The organism is Chryseolinea serpens, assembly GCF_900129725.1.
GTDB classification, from domain to species: domain Bacteria; phylum Bacteroidota; class Bacteroidia; order Cytophagales; family Cyclobacteriaceae; genus Chryseolinea; species Chryseolinea serpens.
In genome coordinates, this window is sequence record NZ_FQWQ01000001.1 from 3,002,790 (window position 1) to 3,028,800 (window position 26,011).

General features: G+C 52.6%; 21 protein-coding genes. 16 read left to right on the forward strand and 5 right to left on the reverse strand.

Annotation, left to right across the window (positions count from 1 at the left end):
- Positions 1 to 56 precede the first annotated feature (56 nt).
- Positions 57 to 833, reverse strand: a complete 777-nt coding sequence (locus tag BUB30_RS12010; RefSeq protein ID WP_073133940.1) for a class I SAM-dependent methyltransferase — start codon at positions 831 to 833, stop codon at positions 57 to 59.
- A 169-nt stretch (positions 834 to 1,002) separates the two neighbouring features.
- Here BUB30_RS12010 and BUB30_RS12015 point away from each other — a divergent pair, with 169 nt between their 5' ends.
- The 6 genes from BUB30_RS12015 (at position 1,003) to BUB30_RS12045 (ending at position 9,388) form a co-directional block, all read left to right on the forward strand.
- Positions 1,003 to 2,172, forward strand: coding sequence for a GWxTD domain-containing protein (locus tag BUB30_RS12015; RefSeq protein WP_073133942.1), 1,170 nt, complete (start codon positions 1,003 to 1,005; stop codon positions 2,170 to 2,172).
- Between the two features lie 8 nt (positions 2,173 to 2,180).
- Positions 2,181 to 2,864, forward strand: a complete 684-nt coding sequence (rsmI, locus tag BUB30_RS12020) for a 16S rRNA (cytidine(1402)-2'-O)-methyltransferase (RefSeq protein ID WP_073133944.1) — start codon at positions 2,181 to 2,183, stop codon at positions 2,862 to 2,864.
- 199 nt (positions 2,865 to 3,063) lie between these two features.
- Entirely contained in the window at positions 3,064 to 3,861 is a 798-nt protein-coding gene (locus BUB30_RS12025) for an inositol monophosphatase family protein (protein ID WP_073133946.1), read from the forward strand.
- Between the two features lie 137 nt (positions 3,862 to 3,998).
- Positions 3,999 to 6,842 carry a M16 family metallopeptidase gene (locus BUB30_RS12035; RefSeq protein WP_084138041.1) on the forward strand — a complete coding sequence of 948 codons (2,844 nt, stop codon included), beginning with the start codon at positions 3,999 to 4,001 and terminating at the stop codon, positions 6,840 to 6,842.
- Between the two features lie 140 nt (positions 6,843 to 6,982).
- On the forward strand, positions 6,983 to 7,783 hold the full coding sequence (locus BUB30_RS12040) for a hypothetical protein (protein ID WP_073133950.1): 801 nt from the start codon (positions 6,983 to 6,985) through the stop codon (positions 7,781 to 7,783).
- 282 nt (positions 7,784 to 8,065) lie between these two features.
- Positions 8,066 to 9,388 (forward strand): aspartate kinase, encoded by a 1,323-nt coding sequence (locus BUB30_RS12045; protein WP_073133952.1) that lies wholly within the window; start codon positions 8,066 to 8,068, stop codon positions 9,386 to 9,388.
- A gap of 172 nt (positions 9,389 to 9,560) precedes the next feature.
- Here the strand turns inward: BUB30_RS12045 and BUB30_RS12050 are convergent, their stop codons facing one another.
- Positions 9,561 to 10,637 carry an anhydro-N-acetylmuramic acid kinase gene (locus BUB30_RS12050; RefSeq protein WP_073133954.1) on the reverse strand — a complete coding sequence of 359 codons (1,077 nt, stop codon included), beginning with the start codon at positions 10,635 to 10,637 and terminating at the stop codon, positions 9,561 to 9,563.
- A 39-nt stretch (positions 10,638 to 10,676) separates the two neighbouring features.
- Here BUB30_RS12050 and BUB30_RS12055 point away from each other — a divergent pair, with 39 nt between their 5' ends.
- The 9 genes from BUB30_RS12055 to rlmB all read left to right on the forward strand — a co-directional run bounded on the left by BUB30_RS12055 (position 10,677) and on the right by rlmB (position 18,465).
- A complete protein-coding gene (locus tag BUB30_RS12055) occupies positions 10,677 to 11,411 on the forward strand; it encodes a type III pantothenate kinase (RefSeq protein ID WP_073133956.1) in 735 nt (244 codons plus the stop codon).
- Positions 11,398 to 12,669: a BamG family beta-barrel-assembly machinery protein gene (locus BUB30_RS12060; RefSeq protein WP_073133957.1), complete on the forward strand. Its 1,272-nt coding sequence runs from the start codon at positions 11,398 to 11,400 to the stop codon at positions 12,667 to 12,669. Before BUB30_RS12055 ends, BUB30_RS12060 begins: the two co-directional genes overlap by 14 nt.
- Positions 12,670 to 12,796: 127 nt before the next feature.
- Positions 12,797 to 13,318 (forward strand): LPS export ABC transporter periplasmic protein LptC, encoded by a 522-nt coding sequence (gene lptC, locus BUB30_RS12065; RefSeq protein WP_073133959.1) that lies wholly within the window; start codon positions 12,797 to 12,799, stop codon positions 13,316 to 13,318.
- Between the two features lie 76 nt (positions 13,319 to 13,394).
- Entirely contained in the window at positions 13,395 to 13,559 is a 165-nt protein-coding gene (locus BUB30_RS35135) for a hypothetical protein (protein ID WP_178377081.1), read from the forward strand.
- Positions 13,556 to 14,830, forward strand: coding sequence for a hemolysin family protein (locus BUB30_RS12070; RefSeq protein ID WP_073133961.1), 1,275 nt, complete (start codon positions 13,556 to 13,558; stop codon positions 14,828 to 14,830). The genes BUB30_RS35135 and BUB30_RS12070 overlap by 4 nt, the downstream gene beginning before the upstream one ends.
- 140 nt (positions 14,831 to 14,970) lie before the next feature.
- Positions 14,971 to 17,079 carry a peptidylprolyl isomerase gene (locus BUB30_RS12075; RefSeq protein ID WP_073133963.1) on the forward strand — a complete coding sequence of 703 codons (2,109 nt, stop codon included), beginning with the start codon at positions 14,971 to 14,973 and terminating at the stop codon, positions 17,077 to 17,079.
- A gap of 17 nt (positions 17,080 to 17,096) precedes the next feature.
- Positions 17,097 to 17,402, forward strand: coding sequence for a DUF493 family protein (locus BUB30_RS12080; protein ID WP_245804072.1), 306 nt, complete (start codon positions 17,097 to 17,099; stop codon positions 17,400 to 17,402).
- Positions 17,403 to 17,471: 69 nt separating this feature from the next.
- Entirely contained in the window at positions 17,472 to 17,714 is a 243-nt protein-coding gene (locus BUB30_RS12085) for a 4a-hydroxytetrahydrobiopterin dehydratase (protein WP_073133967.1), read from the forward strand.
- A 13-nt stretch (positions 17,715 to 17,727) separates the two neighbouring features.
- Complete coding sequence (rlmB, locus tag BUB30_RS12090) at positions 17,728 to 18,465, forward strand: 23S rRNA (guanosine(2251)-2'-O)-methyltransferase RlmB (protein WP_073133968.1); 738 nt, start codon at positions 17,728 to 17,730, stop codon at positions 18,463 to 18,465.
- Here the strand turns inward: rlmB and BUB30_RS12095 are convergent, their stop codons facing one another.
- Entirely contained in the window at positions 18,466 to 20,349 is a 1,884-nt protein-coding gene (locus BUB30_RS12095; RefSeq protein ID WP_073133970.1) for a DUF4139 domain-containing protein, read from the reverse strand.
- Between the two features lie 206 nt (positions 20,350 to 20,555).
- Entirely contained in the window at positions 20,556 to 22,586 is a 2,031-nt protein-coding gene (locus BUB30_RS12100; RefSeq protein WP_178377082.1) for an OmpA family protein, read from the reverse strand.
- Positions 22,587 to 22,932: 346 nt separating this feature from the next.
- Here BUB30_RS12100 and BUB30_RS12105 point away from each other — a divergent pair, with 346 nt between their 5' ends.
- The gene (locus tag BUB30_RS12105; RefSeq protein ID WP_073135115.1) at positions 22,933 to 23,931 is read left to right on the forward strand and encodes a 2-hydroxyacid dehydrogenase; all 999 of its coding nucleotides are present in this window, start codon (positions 22,933 to 22,935) and stop codon (positions 23,929 to 23,931) included.
- A gap of 12 nt (positions 23,932 to 23,943) precedes the next feature.
- On the opposite strand, the gene acs is transcribed toward BUB30_RS12105, so the two are convergent.
- The gene (gene acs, locus BUB30_RS12110; RefSeq protein ID WP_073133974.1) at positions 23,944 to 25,839 is read right to left on the reverse strand and encodes an acetate--CoA ligase; all 1,896 of its coding nucleotides are present in this window, start codon (positions 25,837 to 25,839) and stop codon (positions 23,944 to 23,946) included.
- Positions 25,840 to 26,011 lie beyond the last annotated feature (172 nt).

Consider the following 26,011-nt stretch of genomic DNA (forward strand, 5'->3'; position numbering starts at 1 on the left):
AGCCAAAGCGGGCGGGCTTTGCCCGCCGAAGCTTTAGCGAAGGCGGGGAATTCAAACTATTTCCGCACGATCAACAAAAGATCCAAAGCCTCCGAAGCATCATTCACAACAACATAATCGGAGTGATGAATGTTTGTCACCAATGTATTGTCAGTGGATTGTAATTTATTCCGGTTCCAGCGATTCAAGATCTCATAAGGAATGCGCAAGAGCGATGCCGGCAACCTGTATTGCAAATTAAAAATATCGAACCACGTGATGCGCTCTACGGATTTCTTGTTCTCGGCATAATACGTCATCACCTTGTCATTCCCCGTGATGCCTCTCATCTCCACCGATGAAAAGATCTTCGCCGCCAGGGCTTTCAATTCCTGCGGCAAGTACTCGCGGATGTGCCAGGGATTTCGCGACAGCGACATCTTCCGGTTTGGGGTGGTCACCAGCGCCGTGCCCCCGGGTTTGAGCACGCGGTGTATTTCTTTCAGGAAAAGAAAATCGTCTTCAATATGCTCGATCACCTGGAAACTAAAGATGCGGTCGTATGCGTTATCCTGCAGGCCGTTCAGCGGCGGGATGTTCATGCTGATGAATTTTCCGGAAGGATGCTTCTGCTGCAGTTGGTCGATGAGGGGTTTGATCTTGTCTACGGCCGTGAAGGTCCTGGCCTTTTCGATCAACGTGCCCACGCCCCGGCCTTCGCCGCAACCTACTTCCAGCACATCGCCCTCAACATAGTCCTGCGCCACAACATAGGCCTTGAAAAGACGTTGATGGATGGGATTGTCGGAGACGATCTCTTCGCTGGTGATTTCCGTTGTATATACTTTGGCCATATTGGCGGCAAAAATAAGGATTTGAGCTTGCCGGATCGCCGGTTTGGCACAATTTTAAAGCATGACCCCGCGTATGCAACGGATTTTATCGTTTAACACTCAAAAAGCCTTACTTCCTTCACCTTCACGCTCGTACTTTTACAAAAGCTTCTTAATTTTCAAGTGACATATGCGATACCTATTCATCGTCCTTTTACTGCTCACCCTGAGCGCCGGGGCCCAGACCCTGCGGGACATTAATTATAGCTTCCTCTACAATCCGGCCGAACCCTTCACCTTCGACGTGAAGGTGACGCGCAACGCCGCTGGCTGGACGGCCTTTTATAGCCTCACGCTTCGCGACACGACCCTGCGCGCAGACCAGTTCCTCGTGCAATGGGACACGCGCTCCTCGCTGGGCGACAAAGAAGGCACTCCCATCAATGGTGAGGCCATCACCAAAACCCTGGACAAATTCACCGCCGAGGGCGAGTTGAAGGTACCCCTCTCCAGCGCTCCCCTCATCTTAACCGCGAAAGTGCTCAACAACAACCTGAAACACGCATGGATCTACTGGCGCATCCTGGAACCCAACTACCCCACCAATGGATTCCTGACGACCAGCGCAAAACCCGTGACGACGTCTTATGTAAAAGTGAACACACCCGTGACGCTCCACGGTGACGAAGGCGCCCGCATCGTATCGTACTACGGCGACGATTTTCCCGCCGCCGTGCCGGCCTTCTCCGAAGGAATGGCCCGCGTATCGCGAGGTCTGCACGTCGATACCACCATGGCCATGATCGATGGCCAGGAAATATCTTTTCCCCGAAAAGGATTATACCTCGTTCAGAAAGATACGCTGAGCGCAGAGGGTGTCGCTTTTCGTGTAGAGGACGACTATCCCCGGTTGGCGAGAATTCAGAGTCTGGCCGATCCGTTGATCTATGTGTGCACGCGCCAGGAATTTGATCGCGTAAAGGCTGCCAAGGGCGACAAGAAGGCTTTCGACCGTGTGATCCTGGGGATTACCGGCGACACGGAGCGCGCAAAACATTTTATGCGCACCTATTTTCGCCGCGTGGAGTTGGCCAATCAATACTTTACTTCTTACAAGGAAGGCTGGAAAACCGATCGCGGTATGATCTATATTATTTTCGGATTGCCGCACGAGATCTTCCGCTTCAACGATCGCGAAGTGTGGCAATACAAGGATTCGATGTTCAAAAAGATAGAATTCACCTTCGTGAAATCGAGCACGCTCTTCGACCCCGACAATTTTGTGCTGATCCGCGACAAAAAATTTCAGGAGACGTGGTACGACGTGATCGACCTCTGGCGTAACGCCCGCTTTAACTAACGCGAGGCATGGAGCAAAAGACATCACTCTATATTGTGCCCACCCCGATCGGCAACCTGGCCGATATTACACTGCGCGCACTGGACATTCTTAAGTCAGTAGACCTTATCCTGGCAGAAGACACGCGCACGTCGGGTTTTCTGTTGAAGCATTATGCCATCAGCAAGCCCTTGCAAAGCTTTCACAACTTTAACGAACACAAAGTGGTGAATCTTTTTATCCAGCGCATGGAGAAGGGCGAGGTGATGGCGCTGGTTTCGGATGCGGGCACACCGGGGATCTCCGATCCGGGCTTTCTCATCATCCGTGCCTGCCTGCAAGCCGGTTTGAAAGTGGAATGTTTGCCGGGGGCCACGGCTTTTGTGCCGGCGCTGGTGAAATCGGGGTTGCCTTGCGACCGTTTTGTGTTCGAAGGCTTTTTGCCTGTGAAAAAAGGAAGACAAACCCTGCTGACCGCGCTCGCCAAAGAAGAACGCACGATGATCTTTTATGAGTCGCCCTATCGGCTGGTGAAAACATTGGAGCACTTCAAGGAATATTTCGGGAGCCAGCGCCGGGCATCGGTTTCGCGCGAGCTTTCAAAGATGTTTGAGGAAACCGTGAACGGCACACTGGAGGAGATCGCAATTCATTTTCAGTCGAAAGAAGTGAAGGGAGAGATCGTGATGGTGGTGGCCGGTTATGCGGAGTGAGCAGGGGTTGAAATTGGGGTGATGCGCGTGACCTTCCGATTCGCGCCACAGAAATAATTTGGCCCGGGCATCTACACAAGAATTAATATGAGAGGGCCATGTGGTGTTTCAGACCGGTTCGCTATCTTCACCTGCAGAAAAGGATACCGGAAAACGATGGAGCCCCGTTATTCTGAAAATTTAAAATAAGACGAGCGACATGAATCTAAAGGAAATCCAAAAGAGCGTAAGAGAAGTTTGTGCCGAGGTAGGAGAATTTATCTATACGGAAGGAGCCAACTTCGACCGTTCACGCATCGAACAAAAGACCGGATTCAACAACCTTGTGTCGTATGTGGACAAAGAGGCGGAGCGGCGGCTTGTCAAAGTGTTGCACGCCATCCTGCCGCAGGCCGGCTTCATCACCGAAGAGGGCACGGTAGAACAATCCAAGACCAAAGAATACAACTGGATCATCGACCCCCTGGACGGAACCACGAACTTTCTGCACGGCTTGCCCATCTATGCCATCAGCATCGGGCTGTCGCGCGGCGATAAAGTGGTGTTGGGCGCCATCTTTCACGTGGTGCGCAAAGAATGTTTTCACGCCATCGAGAACGACGACGCCTATTGCAACAACCAGATCATCCGCGTGTCGACCATCCCAACCCTGAATGAAAGTTTACTCGCCACGGGTTTTCCCTACTATCATTTTGACAAAGGCGAAGTATACCTGGACATCATCAAAGAATTCCTGGAGCACACCCACGGCATTCGCCGGCTGGGCAGCGCGGCCATCGACCTGGCCTATGTAGCGGCCGGTCGTCTGGAGGGATTTTTTGAATACAACCTCAACCCCTGGGATGTGGCGGCGGGTACCCTCATCGTGCAGCAGGCCGGTGGAAAAGTGACCGACTTCAAAGGCGGTAACAATTTCGTGTTTGGGGGCGAGCTGTGTGCCGCCAACGGCAATATGCACGGCGAAATGCTGAAGCTCATCAAGAACAAATGGTACTGAGCCCAGCAATGTAACGTCACTGGGGGTAAGCCGTCTTGTCGCCAACGAAAAGGTCTTCGTGGTGTGCTTTCTGTTCTGAAAAAATCGATCTACCTTCACTCCTTTCATTGTAAACAAAACAACTAACCTTTCGTTGTATGAGGATGACATCCATCAACCCAATCATATCGTCATGGAAACGGCCCGGCGCTTTTTTCATGCTCCTGCTGCTGGCGCTTACCGGCGCCGCGCAAGACCAGCTCACGGACAAACTCCCTGTCGACCCCCGGCTGAAAGTGGGCAAACTGGCCAACGGCCTGACCTACTACATTCAGAAAAATTCAAGACCGGAAAAGAAAGTAGAGCTTCGGCTGGTCGTTAACGCCGGCTCCATCCTCGAAGAGGACGACCAACAAGGATTGGCACACTTCACGGAGCACATGGCCTTCAACGGTTCCAAAAATTTCAAGAAGAACGACCTGGTTTCGTTTTTGCAATCCATCGGCGTAGAGTTTGGTGCCGACCTGAATGCCTACACAGGATTTGACGAAACCGTTTACATTCTGCCGACCCCCACCGAGAAAAAGGAGAACATTGAAAAAGGGTTCCAAATCCTTGAAGACTGGGCCACCACGGTCGCCTTCGAGAATGGTGAGATCGACAAAGAACGCGGCGTAGTCCTGGAAGAATCACGGCTGGGCAAAGGCGCCGAAGACCGGATGTTCCGCGTGGTCTATCCCAAATTGTTTGAAGGATCCAAGTATGCCACCCGTCTCCCCATCGGGAAAGACGACATTCTGAAAAATTTTAAATATGATGCCATCAAACGCTTCTACAAAGATTGGTATCGCCCCGACCTGATGGCCGTGATCGTGGTGGGCGACATCGACCCTGCGGAAGCCGAACGTCTCGTGAAACTGCATTTTGAAAAAATAAAAGCACCCGCCTCATCCAAAGCCCGCAGCTATGCGGATGTTCCCGCACGCACGAAAAGTGAAGGGCTGGTGGTGACAGACCCCGAGGCCACCAACCCCGTGATCGAGATCTTCTATTCCAGCAAAAAGACCAAAGACGAAACCACGGTGGGCGACTACCGCGACTACCTTGTGCGTTCACTGTTCACCTCGCTGATGGGTCAACGCCTGCAGGAGCTGACACAAAAAGCCGAGCCGCCTTTCATTTTTGGCGCCAGCAACATCGGCGGTTTTGCACGCGGCTTTGAGGGATACCAGTTGTTTGCCTATGTGGGAAAAACCGGTGTTGAAGTAGCCATGAATGCCCTGATCCAGGAAAACGAACGCGCCCGTCGCTATGGCTTCACGGCCACCGAACTGGACCGCCTGAAGAAAATGATGATGAAAGGAATTGAACGCAGCTACAACGAACGCGACAAAACCGAATCATCCAACATCGTGTCGGAATATGTGCGAAACTTCCTGGAAAAAGAACCGATCCCCGGCATCGAGAACGAATACAAATATTTCAAAGCCTATCTCGACGGCATCACGCTCGATGAAGTGAACGCGTTCGCCGCCAAGACCATTCCGCCCCCGGCCGACCATCGCCTGGTGGTGTTGAGCAGCCCGGAAAAAGTAGATTTCAAAATTCCGACCAACGCCGAGTTGCTGGCCATGGCCGATGAAGCTTCCAAGAAAGATCCCGGCGCTTATGAGGAAAAAGCGATAGCCGCCGCGTTGCTCGACAAAGCTCCCGCTGCCGGCACCATCACTTCTGAAAAACAAAATCAAGCGTTGGGCACCACGGAACTCACCCTTAGCAACGGCGTGAAAGTTATTCTGAAATCAACCGACTTCAAGAATGACCAGGTGATCATGAACGCGTCGCGCTTTGGCGGCCAGTATTTGTTCGATCCCTCCAAAGACCGCTTCAACGCCGAGTTTGCCTCCACGGTGGTAGGGCAAATGGGTGTTGGACAATTTTCGCCGCTCGACCTGCGCAAAGTGCTGGCCGGAAAAACGGCGACGGTATCGCCGCGCATCGGCACCATTTCGGAAACGCTCAACGGACAATGCAGCGCCGTGGATGTAGAAACGATGTTGCAGCTCACGTATCTCTACTTCACGCAACCGCGCAAAGACGACGACCTGTTCAAGTCGTTTGTCTCCAAGCAACAAGCCTTGTATCAAAACATGGCATCGGATCCTCAGTTTACTTTCCAGGATTCGGTGATCTCCATCCTCTATAAAAATCAGCCGTGGGCACCCAAGCTGCCCAAGCCCGAGAATTTTTCAAAGATCGACGAGCAGCGTGCGCTGGATATTTACAAAGAACGCTTTGGCAACGCCAACGGCTTCACCTTCGTGCTGGTAGGTAAATTCGACCTGGCCGCGATCAAACCTTTGCTGGCCACCTACCTCGCCAGCCTCCCGTCGACACAACAGAGGTCAACCTTCAAAGATGTGGGCTTGCGCCCGGTGAAGGGAACGGTGAAAAAAGAGATCCGGAAAGGCACGGAGCCCAAGAGCTTCATCCGCATGTTCTGGAACGGTGAAGCACCCTACTCGGAAGCAGAGCACCTGAAACTCGAGGCCCTGACGGAAGTGCTCAACATCAAACTCATCGAAACGCTGCGCGAAGACCTGAGCGGCATTTACGGTGGCGGCATGTATGGCAACCTGAACAAGTACCCCTATAACTATTATTCCGCAGGCGTGTCGCTTCCCTGTGGTCCGGAGAATGTAGACAAGCTGATCAAGGCTACCATGGCCGAAATTGAAAAGATGAAAACGAATGGTCCCTCCGAAACCGACCTGAACAAGGTGAAGGAAACCTGGAAACAACAATACGAAGTGAACATCAAAGACAACACCTTCTGGGCACGCCAGCTGCTGCAAAGCGCAGAACTCGGCAGCACCGGCGGCGAAGTGTTGAGCTATGAAAAACGCATCGCGGCCCTCACCCCCAAGGACGTGAAAGATGCCGCCAACAAATATCTCAACATGAGTAACTTTGTTCAGGTAGTGCTTTACCCTGAGAAATAGATCATACGATTCTGATCTCTCTGAAAGCCTTCCCGTCAAACCGGGAAGGCTTTCTTTTTTATCATCCATTTTTGCGCCGGGCGGCAACCTGGGCGCTGATCATTACGTTGTCCCGAATAACCCCCCAACCCCCCTCTGTTATGAAATTCAATTTCTTGCCTGTGTTGTTCATGGCCGTTGTGTTTATCGGTTGCAACAACGATGATGACGTCGTCCCGGAAACGCCCGTGCCGGTTCTGGGGCCCAAGCTGACATCGGCTACCACGCATTTCCTTGGAAAGAATGGCTTCCGGCCAGGCGACAAAAATGAATACACTTACGACGACTACGGCCGGTTGTCCGTGAAGGAATACTCCACCTACGACATCCTTTCCCAAAAATTCAATTTGATTTCCGTCACCCGTTTCACCTACGCGTCCAACAAGCTGAAGACCATGGACGAAATCATCAGCGGTGTGCAGCGACAGATCACGCAGTATAGCTACACGGGCGATAAGCTCACCAAAATGGTGCGCAACGGCGAGAACATCACCACGGAAGTGACCATCCAATATTTGCCCGGCGACACCATCCAGGCTTTCTATCAGCATAGCAACGGCCGCTCATTTACCTACGTGTTTCACGCGCCCCAGGGCAACATCCGCTATGAAAAAACGATCAACGATTCGCATGCCCTTTCCAGCGTCGTCACGAATGAATTCGACGGCCACATCAATCCCTATAGCTTGTTGGGCTACACCGACATCCTGTTCTCCAATTTGTCGAAAAGCAACAAGATAAAGACCGAAAGCGCCTACTACACCAACCTCCCCAACTCGGTGCCGACAACGTATGACTATACGTACAACGACGATGGCCTACCGCTCGTGCAAACCGTCATCTACAAATCATATCCCAACCAGGATGTGGAGACAAAGATGATGGTGGTGTTCGAATACTAGGATCCACCAAAAAAAACGGGTGGCTGCCGGGGATGCCACGACTCCTTGGACGAAGCCATCCAGCTCGCTCATCCAAACCCAACACGCTCCCTTGGAAGCCAGCGCTGTTGCATTCGAAGAACCACCATGTGAGCAAGAGCCTTCCTAAGCCCGGCCTCCGCATGTGCTAACATACTTTAGTTTGCTGCGACGGCGCAAAAGAACCTCGATAAAAGCGAGCGCGCAGTATTATTTATTTTTTGTGATACTTATATTTGCCCGTTTTAAAAAATATAAGAAGCTATGGTCGTACTAAAATTTGGAGGAACATCTGTCGGCAAGCCCGAACGCATGAAGAAGATCGCCGAACTTGTGTTAGGCACTCCGGGTAAAAAGATTGTGGTCCTCTCCGCGCTATCGGGCACCACCAACACGTTGGTGGCCATCGGAGATCATCTCCTCCTGGGCCAGAAGGCAAAGGCAGAAGAAGAGATCGCCGCCCTCGAAAAACACTACCAGGCTTTCATCAAAGAACTCTATGGCAGCGACTCCTTCCAGGCCATCGGCCAGGAACTGGTGAGCCGTTTCTTTATTTTTATCCGCCTCCTGGCCGCCGGACAGTTCGACAACAAGAGCTATCGCGAATTGCTGGCCCAGGGCGAATTGATCTCCACCGAATTATTTTATCAGCACCTGCAGGAACGCAAGATCAGCGCCCGGCTTTTGCCCGCACTCTATTTCATGTCCATCGACGAGAACGACGAGCCGGAACTGGAAAAAATTTCGGAACGCCTCAAGCCGCTGGTCAATTCGCTCAACAACATCGACATCATCATCACGCAAGGCTATATCTGCCGCAACAACCGTAACGAGATCGACAACCTGAAGCGCGGCGGAAGCGACTATACCGCTTCGCTGGTGGGAGCCGCCATCCGCGCCGAAGAGATCCAGATCTGGACCGACATCGACGGCATGCACAACAACGATCCGCGCATCGTGAAGAAGACCGTGCCCATCTCGGAGCTCACCTTCGACGAAGCCTCGGAACTTGCTTACTTCGGCGCAAAGATCCTGCACCCCTCCACCATCGTGCCCGCACAGAAATACAATGTACCCGTGCGTTTGAAAAATACGATGGACGAAAAAGCACCCGGCACCATCATCACCAGCAAAGGCACCGAGGGCTCGTTCAAAGCCATCGCCGCCAAAGACGGCATCACCGCCATCAACATCCGCTCGTCGCGTATGCTCATGGCGTATGGATTTTTACGCCGCGTATTCGAGGTGTTTGAGAATCATAAAACTTCCATCGACATGATCACGACCTCGGAAGTGGCGGTGTCGTTGACGATCGATAGCAATTCGCAACTTCCTTCGATCGAAACGGAACTGAGAAAGTTCGGGAACATCGAAGTAGACAAGGATCAAACCATCATTTGTATCGTCGGTCAGAAGATCACGGAGCAAAAAGGTGTGTTGAAGAAGATCTTTGATGCACTTTCGGAAGTGCCCGTGCGGATGGTTTCTTGTGGGGGCAGCACGAACAATGTGTCGGTGTTGGTGGATAAGCAATATAAAGAGAAGGCTCTCAATGATCTTAATGAGAAGTTGTTTGGATTGAAATAGCAATCACCCGACCGCACTGGTCGATAAACGATACTAGTTTACAGCGTAGAGAGGCTCCCGGAAGGGAGCTTTTCTTTTTTTTGGGTGGGCACACCGACTGAAGTTGTTGGTGAGACACCAACAACCGTGGTGGATATGGTTTGGTGTGGGTGGATGATTGTTTGGGCAGCTGTTAAAATCCGATTTTTATTCCGGAGGAGGAGTCGCGTTTGGCGCCGGTTACGCTTTGGAGACAGTTCACTTCGTTGAGGGTGCGGAGGACGCCGAGGAAGGCGAAGACGAGGGCTTCTTTGAATTTGATGATGTCGTCGTCGGGGATGACGAGTTGGGCGTCGTCGGCGCAGGCGTCGAGGAGTTGGGAGATGAAGAAGGCGTTGAAGGCGCCCCCTCCGCTGCAGAGCACGCGCGCATTCCGGGTGGAGGTGCGGATGGCTTCGGCGATTTCCTGGGCGCTGGAGAAGGCAAAGGTGTGGAGCTTATCTTTTGTGGGAATGCCCGGCATGTCGAGGATGGGTTGGATGCGCTGTTCGAAGATCTCGCGGCCTAGCGAGGGGCGTTTCTTTTTCAAGGCATTGTTCACCGTGTTCAGGGCTTTGAGCATCGGGGCGTTGATCTTGCCGTCGGAAGCCATGGCGCCGTCTTTGTCGAACGTTTTGCCGGTCTTGAGGGCGAGATAGTTCAAGCCCATGTTATTAAAGCAAACATCATAGGCTCTGCGGGCATTGTCTACGTCCACCGAGAGGTTGGCGATGCCACCCAGATTGAGGCATACATCGTATTCCTGGAACAGAAACTTGTCGCCGGCCGGCACCAGGGGAGCTCCCTCGCCACCGAGCGTGACATCCAGGGTCCGAAAGTCGCACACCACGGGTACACCACACGCTGCGTGCAAGGCATTGCCGTTACCCAGCTGGTAGGTGAATCCCTTTCGCGGCTGGTGAAAGATGGTGTGGCCGTGGGAGGCAATGAAGTCGGGTCGCACTTTGTGTTGCTTCATGAAAGCGGCACACGTCTTGCCCAGCCACTGGCCGTAGGCCGCATCCAGGGCAATGAGATCTTCACCGGTCAGGTTCTGGGCGGTCGATAAATGCTGGATCCAGGTCGCCGGATACTTTACCGTGGTCGCTTTTTTGATCGCATACGACCATCCTTTCTCATTTTTCTTAAAATGACAATAGGCTATGTCTAGGCCGTCGAGGGAAGTGCCCGACATCAGGCCAATAACTTTAAAGTTCTGCGGTGAATCCATATTTTTGATCGATGAGCACTATCGCTTATAAGAAACAGAATGAACACTGAGCCGCGCAATGTGGTGGTAGATTACGGTAACTCTGCTGCCAAGGTAGGAATTTTTAACGGTGACACGCTGACCGCGCGCCATGTGTTTGCGGAGCCTGAAGAATTGAAAACCTTTCTTCAAAACTTTTCGGCATCGGGCTTCATCATCAGTTCGGTGAACCGGGACGCGGCGATGGTGGCGGAATGGGCCCGGCAGGTGGCTCAAAAATTTATTCTGACCCCCTCGCTCCCATTGCCCATCCAAAACCGGTATGCCACGCCGGCCACGTTGGGTGTGGACCGTATCGCCGGCGCATGTGGCGCCCTGCATTTGTATCCGGGCGCTCCCTGCCTGGTGATCGACGCAGGCACATGCATCACCTACGATTTCCTGGATAAGGATGGTGCGTATCACGGTGGCGGCATTTCCCCGGGACTGCGGATGCGGTTTCAGGCCGTACATACGTTCACGGCAAAATTGCCGTTGATAGCTCCCGTGGATCATCCGCCACTCATCGGAAACAGCACCGAAACCTGCATTCAAAGCGGGGTGGAAAATGGTGTGGTGGCCGAGTTGAATGGCATAATTGCGCAGTACAGGGAGAAATTTGAGGGTTTGCGTGTGATTTTGTGCGGCGGTGATGCCCTATTTTTTGAAAACCAGTTGAAAGGGTCCATATTTGCGGTCCCTGAATTGGTACTCAGCGGATTAAACAGCATTTTGATTTATAATGTCAGTCGTTAAAAAGTGTTTTTTGGTGTTTGCTGTGGTCATTTCCGCGGCAAACGTGTGGGGACAGGCCGCTCGTTCGCCGTTCACAGGGTTTGGTATCGGAGAGCCCTATGGCAATGCGCTCATCCAAAACCAGGGTGTCGGCGGCATGGGCGTGAGCCAACCGCAGGTGTGGTACCTCAACAACCAAAACCCGGCATTGCTGGTCTATAATTCACTTACCGTATTCCAGGTGGGCATCCTCGGCGAGCGCCGCACCATCAAAGGCGACACCACCAACGAAAGAAGTACCGGTGGAAACCTGAACTACCTGGTGATGGCCTTCCCCGTAAAGCTCAACAAGTGGACCACGTCCGCGGGCCTCATGCCCTATACGAATGTGAACTATGGTCTCAAGTACTCCAAAGCCATACCCGATCAGACCGGGGCACCGGTCGATACCACCACGGTGATTGAAACCGGGACCGGTGGCCTCACCCAGGTGTATTGGTCCAATGGCGTGCGACTCACCAAAGAAATTTCCGTGGGCTTGAAAACCTCCTACTTGTTCGGTCCCGTATCGAATGTGCAATCCAGTCAGCAGGCAGGGCTTCCTTACATTGGCAATGTGGAGCAAAAAATGAATGTGAATGGCTTCAGCTTCGGATTGGGCTTTTCCTATAGCAAAGATTCGTTGGGACGGAAGCATGACCGTCGCTTCAGCGCAGGCAGTGTCTACACCTTTCGCGCGGATCTGAAAGCAAAAAATAAAGAACAGGTCTACCTGACCACGCTTGCAAACGACACGATCTTGCGCTCGAAAGTAGCCGAGTCGACGGGCCATGTCCATCTGCCCTCCACGTTAACGGTGGGCTTTTCCTATGGCCGCGATCTGCATTGGTATGTAGGCACGGAGTTCAGCTATCAGAACTGGGCGAACTATTCGAGCCTCATCCAGGACAACACGACCCTGTCGCAAGCCTGGCGTGCATCCCTTGGGGGTGAGGTCACACCCGATCCTTCGGCACTCGAAAGCTATTTGAAGCGTATCACCTACCGCATGGGGTTGAGCTATGAACGTTATCCGTTCCAGGCCAACAGCAAGGAAGTGAAGGATATTGGCATCAATTTTGGGTTTTCACTACCTGCAGGAAGATCCAGTCTTGACTTCGGTGGAAAAATCGGGCAACGCGGCAACAAGGCCGATAACATTTTAGAAGAGACCTATTTCAAGATCTATTTCGGCATCACCTTCAACGACCAGTGGTTCATTAAACGAAAGTTCGATTAAGCATGACAAAACTTCCGAAAACGATGATACGCATCTGCTCAGCATCATTGACCATCCTGAGTGCCGTCATCGCCTCGTTTTCGAAAGGCTTCGAACAGGATAGCGACACGCTAATGATCTGCCCCGCATGATGCGCTGCATTTTTTTTATCGCCCTGGCCGCGCTGGCGTGTAGCTGCAGCAAAACGGACGTGAAGAAACCCGTGGAATATACCGGCCCCATCAGCGAGGCCGAAAAAGTAGAACTCTACTACACGGAAAACGACAAGGTGAAAATAAAAATGCTCGCCGACGTGCTCTACGAGTTCCAAACGGGCGATCGCGAATTTCCCAAGGGCATCTACATGGAGTTTTATAAAGAAGACGGCAGCCTCGAGTCGACGTTGCGCGCCAACCATGCCTATTTTTTCAAGGCCGAAAACCAGTGGCGCGGACGTGGCAAGGTGGAAGTAAAAAATCTGCAGAAAAGCGAACAGCTCAACACGGAAGAACTGTTTTGGAAACCCGCCGAAAAGAAAATATTTACCGAAAAATTTGTCACCATCCGCCAGCAAGGCGATGTGATCTATGGCGTTGGGCTGGACGCCAAACAAGATCTTTCCGATTATACCATCCGCACGCCAACCGGCGAGTTTGAGGTGAAGGAATAGGCTTCGCCTGCGCCGGCAACCCGCATAATCCATTGTTTTCCCGACCCGTCTGAAAAATCGCTATTTTTGCAGGAGCATGAAATTGATCGACGTTCTCCTGTTTTCGCTTGCGGTAGCTTTCTTTATTATCGGCATCCACCAAATCATGACCTTGGGCCTGGGAAAAGGCTACTGGGCCATAATGCTCACCACGGTTTTCTATTTTCTGTATATTTTGAGAAAGAAGAAGAAACAACCATGAATGCTCTCCTCTTCCCGGGTAGTATGATCGCCTTGGCGTTTTCGTTTTTCTTCTCGGGTATGGAGACTGCCTTCCGCCACGTGCACATGGACCGTGTTCCCGCGGGAAAATATCCACGGCTCCCCTACAACATCATTGCCTATTTCATGAAACGTCCCACATGGTTTGTGGGCACTACGCGGGTGGGCAACACCCTGGCCCTGGCCGGCTTCAGCTTTGGCATGGCCCTGTGGATGGCACCAGCGTTTGGCGCGCAATTCGGACCACAGTACATGACCCTGCAAGTGTTGTTGCAAACGGTGATCACCACCGCCTTGCTCACCTTCACGTCCGACATTTTATCGCACCGCATCTTCCGGCTCAGCCCCGAGCGCATCCTCTTCGCACTGGCCCCGCTGTTTGGTCTTTGTTTTATTTTACTCTTCTGGCTGACGTACCCGTTGGTTTCGCTTTCGCGATGGATCACCATCCGCGTGCTGCACCTGCCTTATAATGACCAGCGACCCGTGTTTGGCTTTACGGACCTGAATCAATACCTGAAAAGAATTTACAACGTCAAGCCTGATGCCGAAGTGCTTCATGTGGACAAGAAGATCTTCTACAATGCTCTTGAATTTAAGACGGTGAAAGTACGCGAGTGCATGATCCCCCGCACAGAGATCACCGCCACGGAAATAAACGAAAGCATCGACACGTTGCGCGAAGCTTTTGTGGAGAGCGGCCACTCGAAGGTGATCATCTACAACCAGGTGATCGACGACGTCGTGGGATATTGTCACTCGTCGTCGCTTTTCAAAAAGCCGCAACACATCCGCGACATTCTTACTCCCATCATCATCGTGGCCGAAACCTCACTGGCCAACGAACTCATGATCCGCTTCATCAACGAACGCAAAAGCCTGGCCGTAGTGGTCGACGAATTTGGCGGCACGTCGGGCATCGTGAGCATGGAGGACGTGATCGAAGAGATCTTTGGTGACATTGAAGACGAGCACGACGAAGACACATTGGTGGAGCAACAGCAGGACGATCATACCTACCTGGTGAGTGCCCGCCTGGAGATCGACTACCTCAACGAAACCTATGGCTGGAAGCTGCCCGAAGGAGAATATGAGACCCTGGGCGGCCTCATCCTGGCCCTGGCGGAGGACTTTCCGAAGGCCGGCCAGACCTTCACCATGCCGCCCTATACTTTTACCATTCAGTCCACTCTAGACAACCGCATCGGCACCGTGAAGGTGACCCTTGAAAAAGCTGAAGAAACGGCCTGAAAAGCCCCCGGGGAGGGGTTAAAATACTGCTATTCAGGGCCATTCTGTCAACTTTTTGCCTTCCAAACCGGTCTTTTTTCCGGCGCTATTTTTCTAATAGAGATAACGGGTTAAATTTGCGGCTCTTTAAAATTTACATTATGGCATTTATTGGAACGTTGCGCAATAAGATGGGTACCTGGGTGGTAATTTTCGTGTTTATTGCGATCGCGGCTTTTACTCTGAACGACATTTTTAGCGGTAAGTCTTCTATCCTCAACTGGGGAAAAAATTCCGTGGGCGAGATCGCCGGAAAAGAAATCTCCTATGACGAATATCAGTCCGTGATCCGCGAACGCGAGCAAAACTACGCGCTCAATTTTGGCCGTGATCCCGGCGAGCGCGAGATGCCCAGCATCCGCCAGCAAGCCTGGGACCTGCTCATTGCCCGCCATGCCATTCAGGCCGAATTTGCCAAAGTGGGCGTCGAGGTTACTACCGACGAGCAATGGGATATGGTAGCCGGAAAAAATGTTGACCCCAACGTGAAGATGGCGTTTACCGACCCGAACACCGGGCAGTTCGATCCGAACAAGGTGACAACCTATCTCAACCAAATCAAAGCCATGCCTATGGGATCGGAACCCCGCGTACGCTGGGAAACGTTCCAACGCGACCTCATCCCCGGTCGTGAGCGCATCAAATATGAAAACCTGTTGATCAAAAGCACATACGTCACCGCCGCCGAGGCCGAACGCGAATATCACCAGCAAACCGACGTGGCCGAAGTGCGCTATGTTTACGTTCCTTATTTCGCCGTGAGCGACTCGGCTGTGAACGTGACCGAAGATGCGTTGAAAGCCTACTACAACAAGAACGTAGAAAAATTCAAGACCGAAGAAAGCCGCGACATCAAGTACGTGTCTATCCCGGTGGTAGCATCGGCTTCCGATAGCCTCACGGTAAAAGAAGACCTGGCCCGCGACGTGAACGAATTCAAAACCTCTTCGGAAGATTCGGTTTACGCTGCAAAAAGCTCCGACAGCAAAAATGCTTTCGCCACATACAACGCAGGAAACCTTCCCACGTTCCTTTCGCCCGACAGCCTCATACAAGGCAAAGTGATCGGCCCCTTCCTGGATGGCCAGGTGTATAAAGTAGTGAAGGTGTCCAAGGTCTTTAATGATACGACCTACAGCGCTCGTGCCAAACACATTCTCATCAAATGGAACACTCCTGACGCAGCAGGAAAGAAAGAAGCCAAAGACAAAGCACTGGCTATTTTGAAAGACATTAAAGCCGGCGCCAACTTCGGTGCAAAAGCCGCCGAATTTGGCACGGACGGAACCGCAAGCCGCGGTGGCGACCTGGGCTGGTTCAGCAGCGGACAAATGGTGAAACCTTTCCAGACGGCTGTGTTCAACGCAACCAAGACCGGCGTGTTGAACGATGTGGTAGAAACCGAATTCGGCTATCATATCATTTCTGTGACCGACGTCAAAACCAACAAAGCCTATAAGCTGGCCATCATCGAGCGCGAGATCGTGCCGACCGATGCTACGCTGAACGAAGCCTTCCGCGCAGCCGAAAAATTCGTTTCGGATCTGGGCAGCATCGCTGATTTCGAAAAAAGAGCAAAAGAACAAGGACTTGTACTGCAGGAAGCCAAGAACATCGCCGCCGGCGACCGTCGCATTGGCACATTGGGTGAAGCCCGCCAGATCGTGCAGTGGCTTTTCAGAGAAGCTTCTGTGGGCAAGATCTCGCAAGTGTTCGACCTGCAGGAAGAGAACGTCGTGGTGGTGATGACCAACGAGATCAAGAAGGGCTACAAGCCCCTGGCCTCGGTAACGGCCGAGATCACGCCTGCCGTTCGCAACGAACTGAAAGGAAAAGTTATTATCGATAAACTCAGCGCCGCCAAGGGCACGCTGGAAGAGATCGCCGCTTCTTTTGGCACCGACGCCAACGTGTATTCGAGCAGCGATTTAAAATTGAACAGCAACTCGTTGCCTACTGTCGGATTCGATCCGCAAGCAGTGGGTGTTGCCTTCGGACTGGAGAACGGAAAACGTTCCAAGCCCATGGCCGGTGAGAACGGTGTGGTGATCGTGGAATTGCAAAACAAGACCATCGCTCCCGCCGTTGGAGACTACGCCACGTTCAAAGCCGGACTGGAACAAAATGCAGTGAATCGCAATAGCGCGGGCATCGCCGATGCCATCAAAGAAAGCGCCGATATCGTAGACAAGCGCTACCGGTTCTTTTAGGTATTACGAAAATCTTTATGCCACGCCTCCCGAGTCATTGGGGGGCGTTGCCATTTCATATGGACCAAAACTGGGTCGATTCGTTTCGGGAAAAGCTTGACCAGCACTATGCCTGGCCCGAGATCTACGTGTTCAAATTCATCGTACCCACCGGCAAGGAAGAACAAGTGAAGAAATTATTCCCCAACAACGAGGCCACCGAAAAATTGTCAAAACAAGGTAACTACACCAGTGTTACCATACAGGCCATGATGCCCTCCAGCGATGCCGTGATCGAACTGTACCAGCTGGCCGCGGAAATAGAAGGGATCGTGGCGCTTTGATCGCGTCGCCAACATCACGGGCGAGCGGTTCAAAAAATTATTTCGTATCACAAAAAAAATGCAAGGCTTATGGAATGGACCACCGACAACAACACCCTGAAGAAGACGTTCACCTTCGCCGATTTTACGGAGGCCTTCGCCTTTATGACAAAAGTGGCCATAACGGCCGAAAAAATGAATCACCATCCCACCTGGACGAACACCTACAACACCGTTAGCTTTGCGCTCTCCACCCATGATGCCGGCAACATCGTGACGGACAAAGACCGCAAGCTGGCCAAGGAGATCGACCGGCTGGCCACTAACCGCTGAGCAACATTTCGCAATGGAAAAAACAGACATGATCTATGGCACCCGGGCCGTCATCGAGGCGATCCTGGCAGGAAAAGATATTGACAAAGTAATGATCCAATCGGGCCTCACCAACGACCTGGTGAAGGAGCTCATCGCCGTGGCGCGCAACAACAACGTGCCCATCCTCTTTGTGCCCCCCGAAAAGCTCAAACGACTTTCGACCAAGAATCACCAGGGTGTGATCTGTATTCTGTCTGCCGTGAGCTACTCTTCCGCAGACGATCTCATCTATAAAGCTTATCAGGAAGGACGCGAACCTTTCTTCCTCATCCTCGACCGCATCACCGACGTACGGAATTTTGGCGCCATCGTGCGCACCGCCGAATGCGCGGGCATGACCGGCATCATCATCGGTGAAAAAGGCAGCGCGCCCATCACCAGCGATGCCATGAAAACATCGGCAGGGGCGTTGAACCACCTGCCGATCTGCCGCGAAAAGGACATGAAGAAAACCATCCAGTTGTTGCGCGACAATGGTATCCGCATCGTAGCGTGCACGGAGAAAACCGAGAAGAGCTTGTACTCCCTCACCCTCACCGGCCCCATCGCACTCATCCTCGGCTCGGAAGAAGACGGCATCAGCGATGCTTTCCTGAAAGAGGCCGACGAGTTGGCACGCATTCCTTTGAAGGGAAAGATCGGTTCACTCAATGTGTCCGTCGCCGCGGGTGTGGCCATCTATGAAGTGCTCCGTCAACACGGCAACTGATCACTCCAGCAACATCCGGTTTCCTTTGGGATAGCGCACGGCATACTTCAGGGTGATGAGCTCCGTTTTGCCCGACGCGATCTCTTTTTTCCAGGTGAGCGTACCGGTGTTGTGATCGTATTCGCCATGCGAGTCCTCCAGCTTGTCGACGGTGATCTCCTTGTCGTTTGAAATGGGAATCTGATCTTCCACGACGATGCTGATGGGCAATCCCTTTTTGTTCCGGATGGATATTTCATAGGCCAGCGCAACCTTCTGATTGGAGCCGACGAATTGGCGCGACGAATATTCCTTTTTCTTTTCACGTTTCACCAGCACGTTGCTATCGCGGCCCAGCGAAACCACGAGCGTGTCGGCGGTGTTGCGCGTGTCGAGGATACTTTTGCCGATGTATTTGCCTTCAAAGAAAAGACTGGCTTCGCCTTCGAGAAAATTATATTGATCCCAGTCCATGATCTTGGCCGTGAGAAATGCGTCCTCCTCCAGTTTGGGCACGCAGTAATATTCATAGATCGCCGGCAGTTCGTACTCTACCATGTCCGTTGCCCGCACCGCGCCGTCTGATTTTATGGAGAACGGCTCATCCAATTTAAATTCTACATTAGTCTGCCGGATCACTTCGGTAGCCGTGATCTCGCGTTTCATTTTTTGTGCGGACGATCCGTAAATTCTGGATTTGTCATCCGAATCATCATCGCCACTGGTAGCATATCCCACCGTTACGACCTCATTCAGGGCTGTCACATCCGGAGCCAACTGGACGTTGATCTCGCTTCCCTTGTCCAATCTTTTTTCGATGGCGTTATAGCCGATGAAAGAGAACACCACCGCTTCCGCGTCGGACGTGAGCGGCACGGAGTAGTTGCCGTTAACATCCGTTACGGTTCCTACGGATGTTCCTTTCACAACGACGTTCACGCCCGGGATAGGCTGGCCCTCATCGTCCATTACCTTTCCGTGCACCTCATTGCCGGCGGTGACCGTCATCATGGAGCCTGAAACGGTTCGTCGCGACAAGGCGTTGTTGTAGCCCACGATCCAGGGCTTGATGATCGGCCGCACGCCTTGTTCCGACGGATTGGCCGAAGAAATAGTGAGCGTCACATTTTCCCAATCCTCACCCGACTGCTGGCTCACATTGGCTTTGTAGGTGATGCCCACCGGTGCTTTAACGTTCTTCGCACGGATGTCATACGAAGGAAACCAACGTGCCTCATTCACCAGGTAGTTCACATCCAACTCCGCGGTGGTGGCCGCCTTCGTCGATACCTTCACCACGATCTCGCCACTGGGTTGCCCCTTAATGGCGCGAAGCTCTGTTAATTGTGCATCCACCTTAGCAAGCTCTTCCTGGTACGAGCGGATGGTTCGCTCCGATTGCATCAATTGCTGTTTGATGTCCAGCAAGCGTTGACGAAAATAGTCCATGGCGGCCTTCAACTCGGCTACTTCCACACCTTTCTCTGTGCCGCCAATGGACTTATTTGTTTTTAGAATATTTTCTTCCTCCAGATAAACTTCCTGGATGGATTTCTCTTGGGTGATCAGGGTCGTGAGTCGCTTACGCTCCGCGTCGAGGAGCTTGATCTTTTCGGGTTTCTTGTGTTCTTCCATGTAGTTGATCCGGAAAGAAACCGAAAGGATCTTCACCGACGCCGGGCCATCCACCTGGATACTTTGTTGCTGAACGGCCGGAGCAATTCCTGTCAATGTCAGAATAGAAACACCGGCCTTCAAAGGCACCGACGCGTGACGGGTGATCTGGGCGCCCTGGAGAAAGACGGCGACCTGGTTTATTTTGGAGGAAACAGTTTGTTCAGCTTCCTGGGCGACTACGCGGGTCAGGGAAGCGAGGAGTAAGGCGATGGTGTAGATTCTTTTCATGGCCGTGGGATTAAAGTGTATGGGTAAGATGCAGGGTTCGGGCAGATTCCATAAAGAGGGGTAAAAAAGAGCCGGAAGCCGTGAGTCAGTGTGAGTAGCCAGTAGTGAGTAGTCGCTAATTTGGGCGTAGATATAAAAAGTAAACCCCGGTGCCTGCCGGGGTTTGTGTATTTGAAAAAAATCGGAAGTGGACTCTTGTCGAAAGGTTATTTTCGGAGGATGGTGAATTCTACGCGTTGATTTTTGGCTTTGCCTTCTTCGGTTTTGGCGGAGGCTAGGGGTTTGGAGCCTCCGTAGCCTTTGGACACGATGCGTTCTTTGGCGATTCCTTTTTGGACCAGGTATTCGGCGACGGCTTTGGCGCGGGCGGAGGAGAGTTTTCCTTTGCCGGCTTTATCGCTGTGGTCGCCCACTTCGATGCGGATGGCTTTGTCGGATTCCAGGAGGGCGGCAAGGCGGTCGAGTTCAGCGAACGATTTTTCTTTTAGTTCGGATTTGTCGGGGTCAAACGAGATGGTGTTGAGCCGTACGGATTGACCTACTTCGATGGGCACTACCCAAAGATCGCGGCTCAGCGTTACTTCGTTCGTTTCGTTTGTGACGTCGATGGTTTCGGCGATGGGATAAAAACCCGGGGCGGTGGCACTGAGTACATAGGCTTCCTTCAACGGCACACGCAAGTCGTAGGTACCCAGCAAGGAGTCGATAGCGGCTGCAGAATTGTCGATGCCTTCTACCATGATCCGCAGACCGGGATTGCCTGACCAGGGGCGACCAGTTTTTTTGTTGATCACTTTGCCGGAAACGATCGCCATTTTTTCGGCGTCGGCCAGCAGGTCGAGGGTGATGCTCCGGTATTCGTCCACAGCGTTCAGGTCGAGCGGTTCGGGGAAAGATTCGAAATGTTTGGCGCTCACCTGCATATAGTAGAGTGTGCCGTGGGGTAACTTCACTTCATACGTGCCGGCATCTTTGTCCACACGCGCAGAGTCCACCTGCTCGCCATCGATCACGATCTTGGCGTTGGATTTGGCGGGAAGCAGGTTGTTGGTGTTTTTGATAAACAGTTTACCCTTCACCACCACGTACGTCAGCGGTTCGGCTTTCAGGTCTTTGTTCAGTTCGGTGTATTCTTTTATTTCCGAAGCATCGATGACATCTTTCACTTCTTTGTAGTCGGGCACCACAACCGATACCTCATAACGTTTGCGCATCGGCAGTTTCAACCGGTAGGTCCCGGAATCAGCATGCATCCAAACGCTGTCGGCAGGTTGGCCGTTCACCAGGATTTTTGCCGTCTTGCCTTTCAGCGTGCGGTTGCTCTTTTGATTCTGGATCTTGCCGGTGGCGATGATGAAAGGGTTGTCTTCATAGATTTTTACCTTAAAGATGTCGGCGCCGCCCAGCGATTGATTGCCGGAAGAAAAGTAGCCCATGCTGCCGTTGGCGTTGGTCTTGAAATAAGACTCATAGCCGGAGGTGTTGATGGTGTCGTTCAAGGCAACGGGTGCCGACCAGGAGATCCAGTCCGATCCCGTACGGGTGGTTTTATAGATGTTATAGCTACCGTTGGTGCCGCGGTTGCTGGAAAAATACAAGGTCTTGTTGTCGGCCAACAGGAAAGGTGTTTCTTCACTGGCGGCGTCAGACGAAAGGGCGTCGATCTTTTTGGGTTTGGTCCACTTTCCTTTTTCATTCAGCTCACTCACATAGAGCTTGCTGGTTTTGCCTTTTGCAAAGCTGAACACGATGGACTTCCCATCGGCGCTCATCGACGCGGGGCTTTTCGCGCCACGCGTGGATACTTTCAGCGGCATGGGCATCGACCATCCATCGGCCGTCTTCGACACCGTGGAGAGACCGTTCTTCTTCCAGGTCATGCCGTCGGCGCTATAGATGCCGTTGATCAAAAGCGTGTTGCCATCGGCCGAGGTGGAAAGCACGGCGTTGTAATGACCGAGGTTGAAGCGCGGCAGGCGTTCTGCAACGGACCAGCTACCATCGGCCTGGAGTTTCGAGAACCAGATATCCTGGCTGTCGGTGGCGCCAAAGGTGTTGGAGGGGTGATTGACGCGGGAGAAGTAAAGCGTTTTCCCGTCGGCCGAAAGCACGGGATTGATCTCATCGTACGTGGAGTTGATGTTGGGTCCGAGGTTCTTCGGAATGAACGACGATTGCGCCCACGCCGGGCTGGCAAGCAGGAGGAAGAGGGAGACAGCGTATATATTTTTTTTCATAAGGTCGACGAGGGCGGTTTTTTTCATTCACATCGATGATGTCTTTTCGCGCGGGGTGGAAGCCAGAAATAACGTCCAACCTAAACCAATCAAATCAGCCCGACGGGGAATGCGTTTACCGATTTCAAAAGTAACGCGTCGGCAACATCTGTTGAAATCGCTTTTATTTAGAATCGGGGAAAATCATACATCCCAAAGAATTTTGCATAATCATCCTAAACCAACACGAAGCCCCCGGAAATCGGGTGGAAACCGCTATCTTATTCGGGAAATCCAGCGGATCGCCAAAACGCTGTTCATTTTGGAATCCGGAACGCCGGGTTCGCATTATCTCAATGTTATCCCTATGAAAATCACCTTCTTCAGCACTCAGTCCTACGACAAAACATTCTTCGAAAGCCACAATAAGGACTTCGGTTTCGAAATCGATTTCTTTGAAGTTGCCCTCACGGAGCAAACCGTGAACCTGGCCGCCGGTGCCCAGGCCGTCTGCGTTTTTGTGAACGACCGGGTGAATGCCGCCGTGCTGGAAAAGCTTGCTGCCCTGGGTGTGATCATCATTGCCTTGCGCTGCGCCGGTTTCAACAACGTGGACCTGGCCGCAGCCGCCAAACGCGGCCTGCCCGTGGTGCGCGTGCCCGCCTACTCGCCCCATGCCGTCGCCGAACACGCCGTGGCCATGATGCTGACACTGAACCGGAAAACACACAAAGCCTATAACCGAATCCGCGAACAAAATTTCTCACTCGCCGGCCTCCTGGGCTTCGATCTTTTTGGAAAGACCGTGGCCGTCATCGGCACGGGCAACATCGGGCAGGTGTTCTGCAGGATCATGCTGGGCTTTGGATGCCGGGTGCTGGCCTATGATGTGGTAGAGCAGGATGCCCTGAAACAAGCGGGCGTTACCTACCTGCCCCTCGATGACGTGTTGCCCCAAGCCGATGTGCTCTCCCTGCATTGCCCGCTGAACGAACACACCAAATACCTGGTCAACGACAAAACCCTGGGTCGCATGAAACCCGGCGCCATGCTCATCAACACCAGCCGCGGCGGCCTCATCGACACCCAGAGCGTTATCCTGGCCCTGAAGTCGGGACACCTCGGCGCATTGGGTGTGGACGTCTATGAACAAGAAGAATCGCTCTTCTTCCGCGATCTCTCCGACCACATCGTGACCGACGACGTGATCATGCGCCTCATAAGCTTCCCCAACGTGTTGATCACCGCCCACCAGGGATTTTTCACACAAGAGGCCTTAACGCAAATTGCCCAAGTCACCCTGGGCAATCTGAAAGCGTTCACCGAAGGCAAGCCTTTGACAAACGCGGTCCGCTTTATTTCTTAACCGCAGTAAAACCTACAACGCACCGGCTTTGATCTCGTCTACTACCGCCGGGTCCAGGAGGGTTGTGGTGTCGCCTAAATTTGACGTATCGCCTTCGGCCACCTTCCGCAAAATGCGGCGCATGATCTTCCCGGAACGTGTTTTGGGGAGCCCGCTCACGAACTGGATCTTGTCCGGCTTGGCAATGGGGCCGATGATCTTGGACACGGTTTCCTTGATCTCGCTGCGAAGTTTATCCTCGTCCTTGGGCGGATGATAGAGGATGACGAAGGCATAGATGCCCTGACCTTTGATGTCATGAGGGTAGCCCACCACCGCGGTTTCGCATACTTCGTGATGTTCGTCGATGGCGCTTTCCACTTCGGCGGTGCCCATGTTGTGACCGGAAACGATGATGATATCGTCTACCCGTCCCGTTATTCTGTAGTAGCCTTCTTCATCGCGTTTGCAGCCGTCGCCGGTAAAATATTTTCCGGGGAAGGTCGAGAAATAGGTTTCAAAAAAACGCTTGTGGTCGCCATAGATGGTGCGGGCCATGGAAGGCCAGGGGAATTTTATGGTGAGACGTCCTTCGACGCCATTTGTGGTCAGCTCTTTTCCATTTTCGTCCATCACAGCGGGTTGCACACCGGGTAGGGGCAGCGTAGCATGGGCGGGTTTCAGTTTTGTTACGTTGGCGATGGGCGAGATCATGAAGCCACCGGTTTCGGTTTGCCACCACGTGTCGATGATGGGGCATTTTTCTTTACCGATATTTTTGTTGTACCAGTGCCAGGCTTCTTCGTTGATGGGTTCACCCACGGTGCCCAATACTTCCAGGGAAGACAGGTCATACTTTTCAACAAAACTCAGCGGCGCTTTCTCCAGCGAGCGGATCGCGGTGGGCGCTGTATAAAAAATATTCACCTTATGCCGTTCGATCGCCTGCCAGAACCGGCCCATGTCGGGCCACGAAGGGATGCCCTCAAAGATCACGGTAGTGCCACCCGCCGATAGCGGGCCGTAAAGAATATAGGAGTGGCCGGTGATCCATCCCAGGTCGGCCGTGCACCAGTACACCTGGCCGTCGCGGTATTGGAAGGCTGTCTTGAACGTATAGTTTATATAGACCATATACCCACCGCAGGTATGCACCATGCCTTTGGGTTTGCCGGTAGAGCCGGAAGTATAGAGAATGAACAGCATGTCTTCGGCGTCCATTTCCTCGGGCGGGCAATCGGCCGAAGCTTTGGCAATTTCTTCGTGCCACCACAAATCGCGGCCGGCTTTCATTTTGACGTTGATCTTCAGCTTTTGGAGGACTATGGCCTTCTTCACGGTGGGGCATTTCTCCAGGGCTTCGTCGACGATGCTTTTGAGGTCGAGTTTTTTCTCCCCGCGGAACGAACCGTCGGAGGTGATCACCATGCTGCAACCGGAATCCTGGATGCGGTCGGCAATGGAGCCTGCCGAAAAACCGGCAAAGACCACGGAGTGTACGGCGCCGATGCGGGCACAGGCTAACACAGCGTAGGCCAGCTCCGGGATCATCGGCATGTAGATACACACCCGGTCGCCCTTCTTCACACCTTGCGCGCGAAGCATGTTGCCGACTTTGCTCACTTGTTCGTGCAGCTCCTTATAGGTAATGTGTTTGGCCTCGTCTTTGGGGTCGTTGGGCTCCCAGATAATGGCCGTTTGGTTTGCACGCTGGGGCAGGTGACGGTCGATGCAGTTTTCGGTGATGTTCAGCTTGCCGCCGACGAACCACTTCACTTCGGCCTTGTGAAAGTCCCACTCCAGCACCTTGTCCCATTTTTTACGCCACTTGAAGTCGGCGGCGATGTTGCTCCAAAAATCTTCAGGGTTTGCGATACTTTTCTGGTACTGTTCTGCGTAGGCGTCGAAGGAAGAAAGGGTTGTGTTCATAGGGTTGCGTCCGGATTTATGTTATGGAGACACGGGTGATAAAATTCTATCCTTTTTCTGGAAATTCAAATATTGTTTTCGTGTGTGGTGAGCACATTTGGGAAAATTTATGTCTTTTTAATGTCAGGCAATTCCCAGGGATGTCGCTTAAGCCTGTGTATGGTTCACTCCA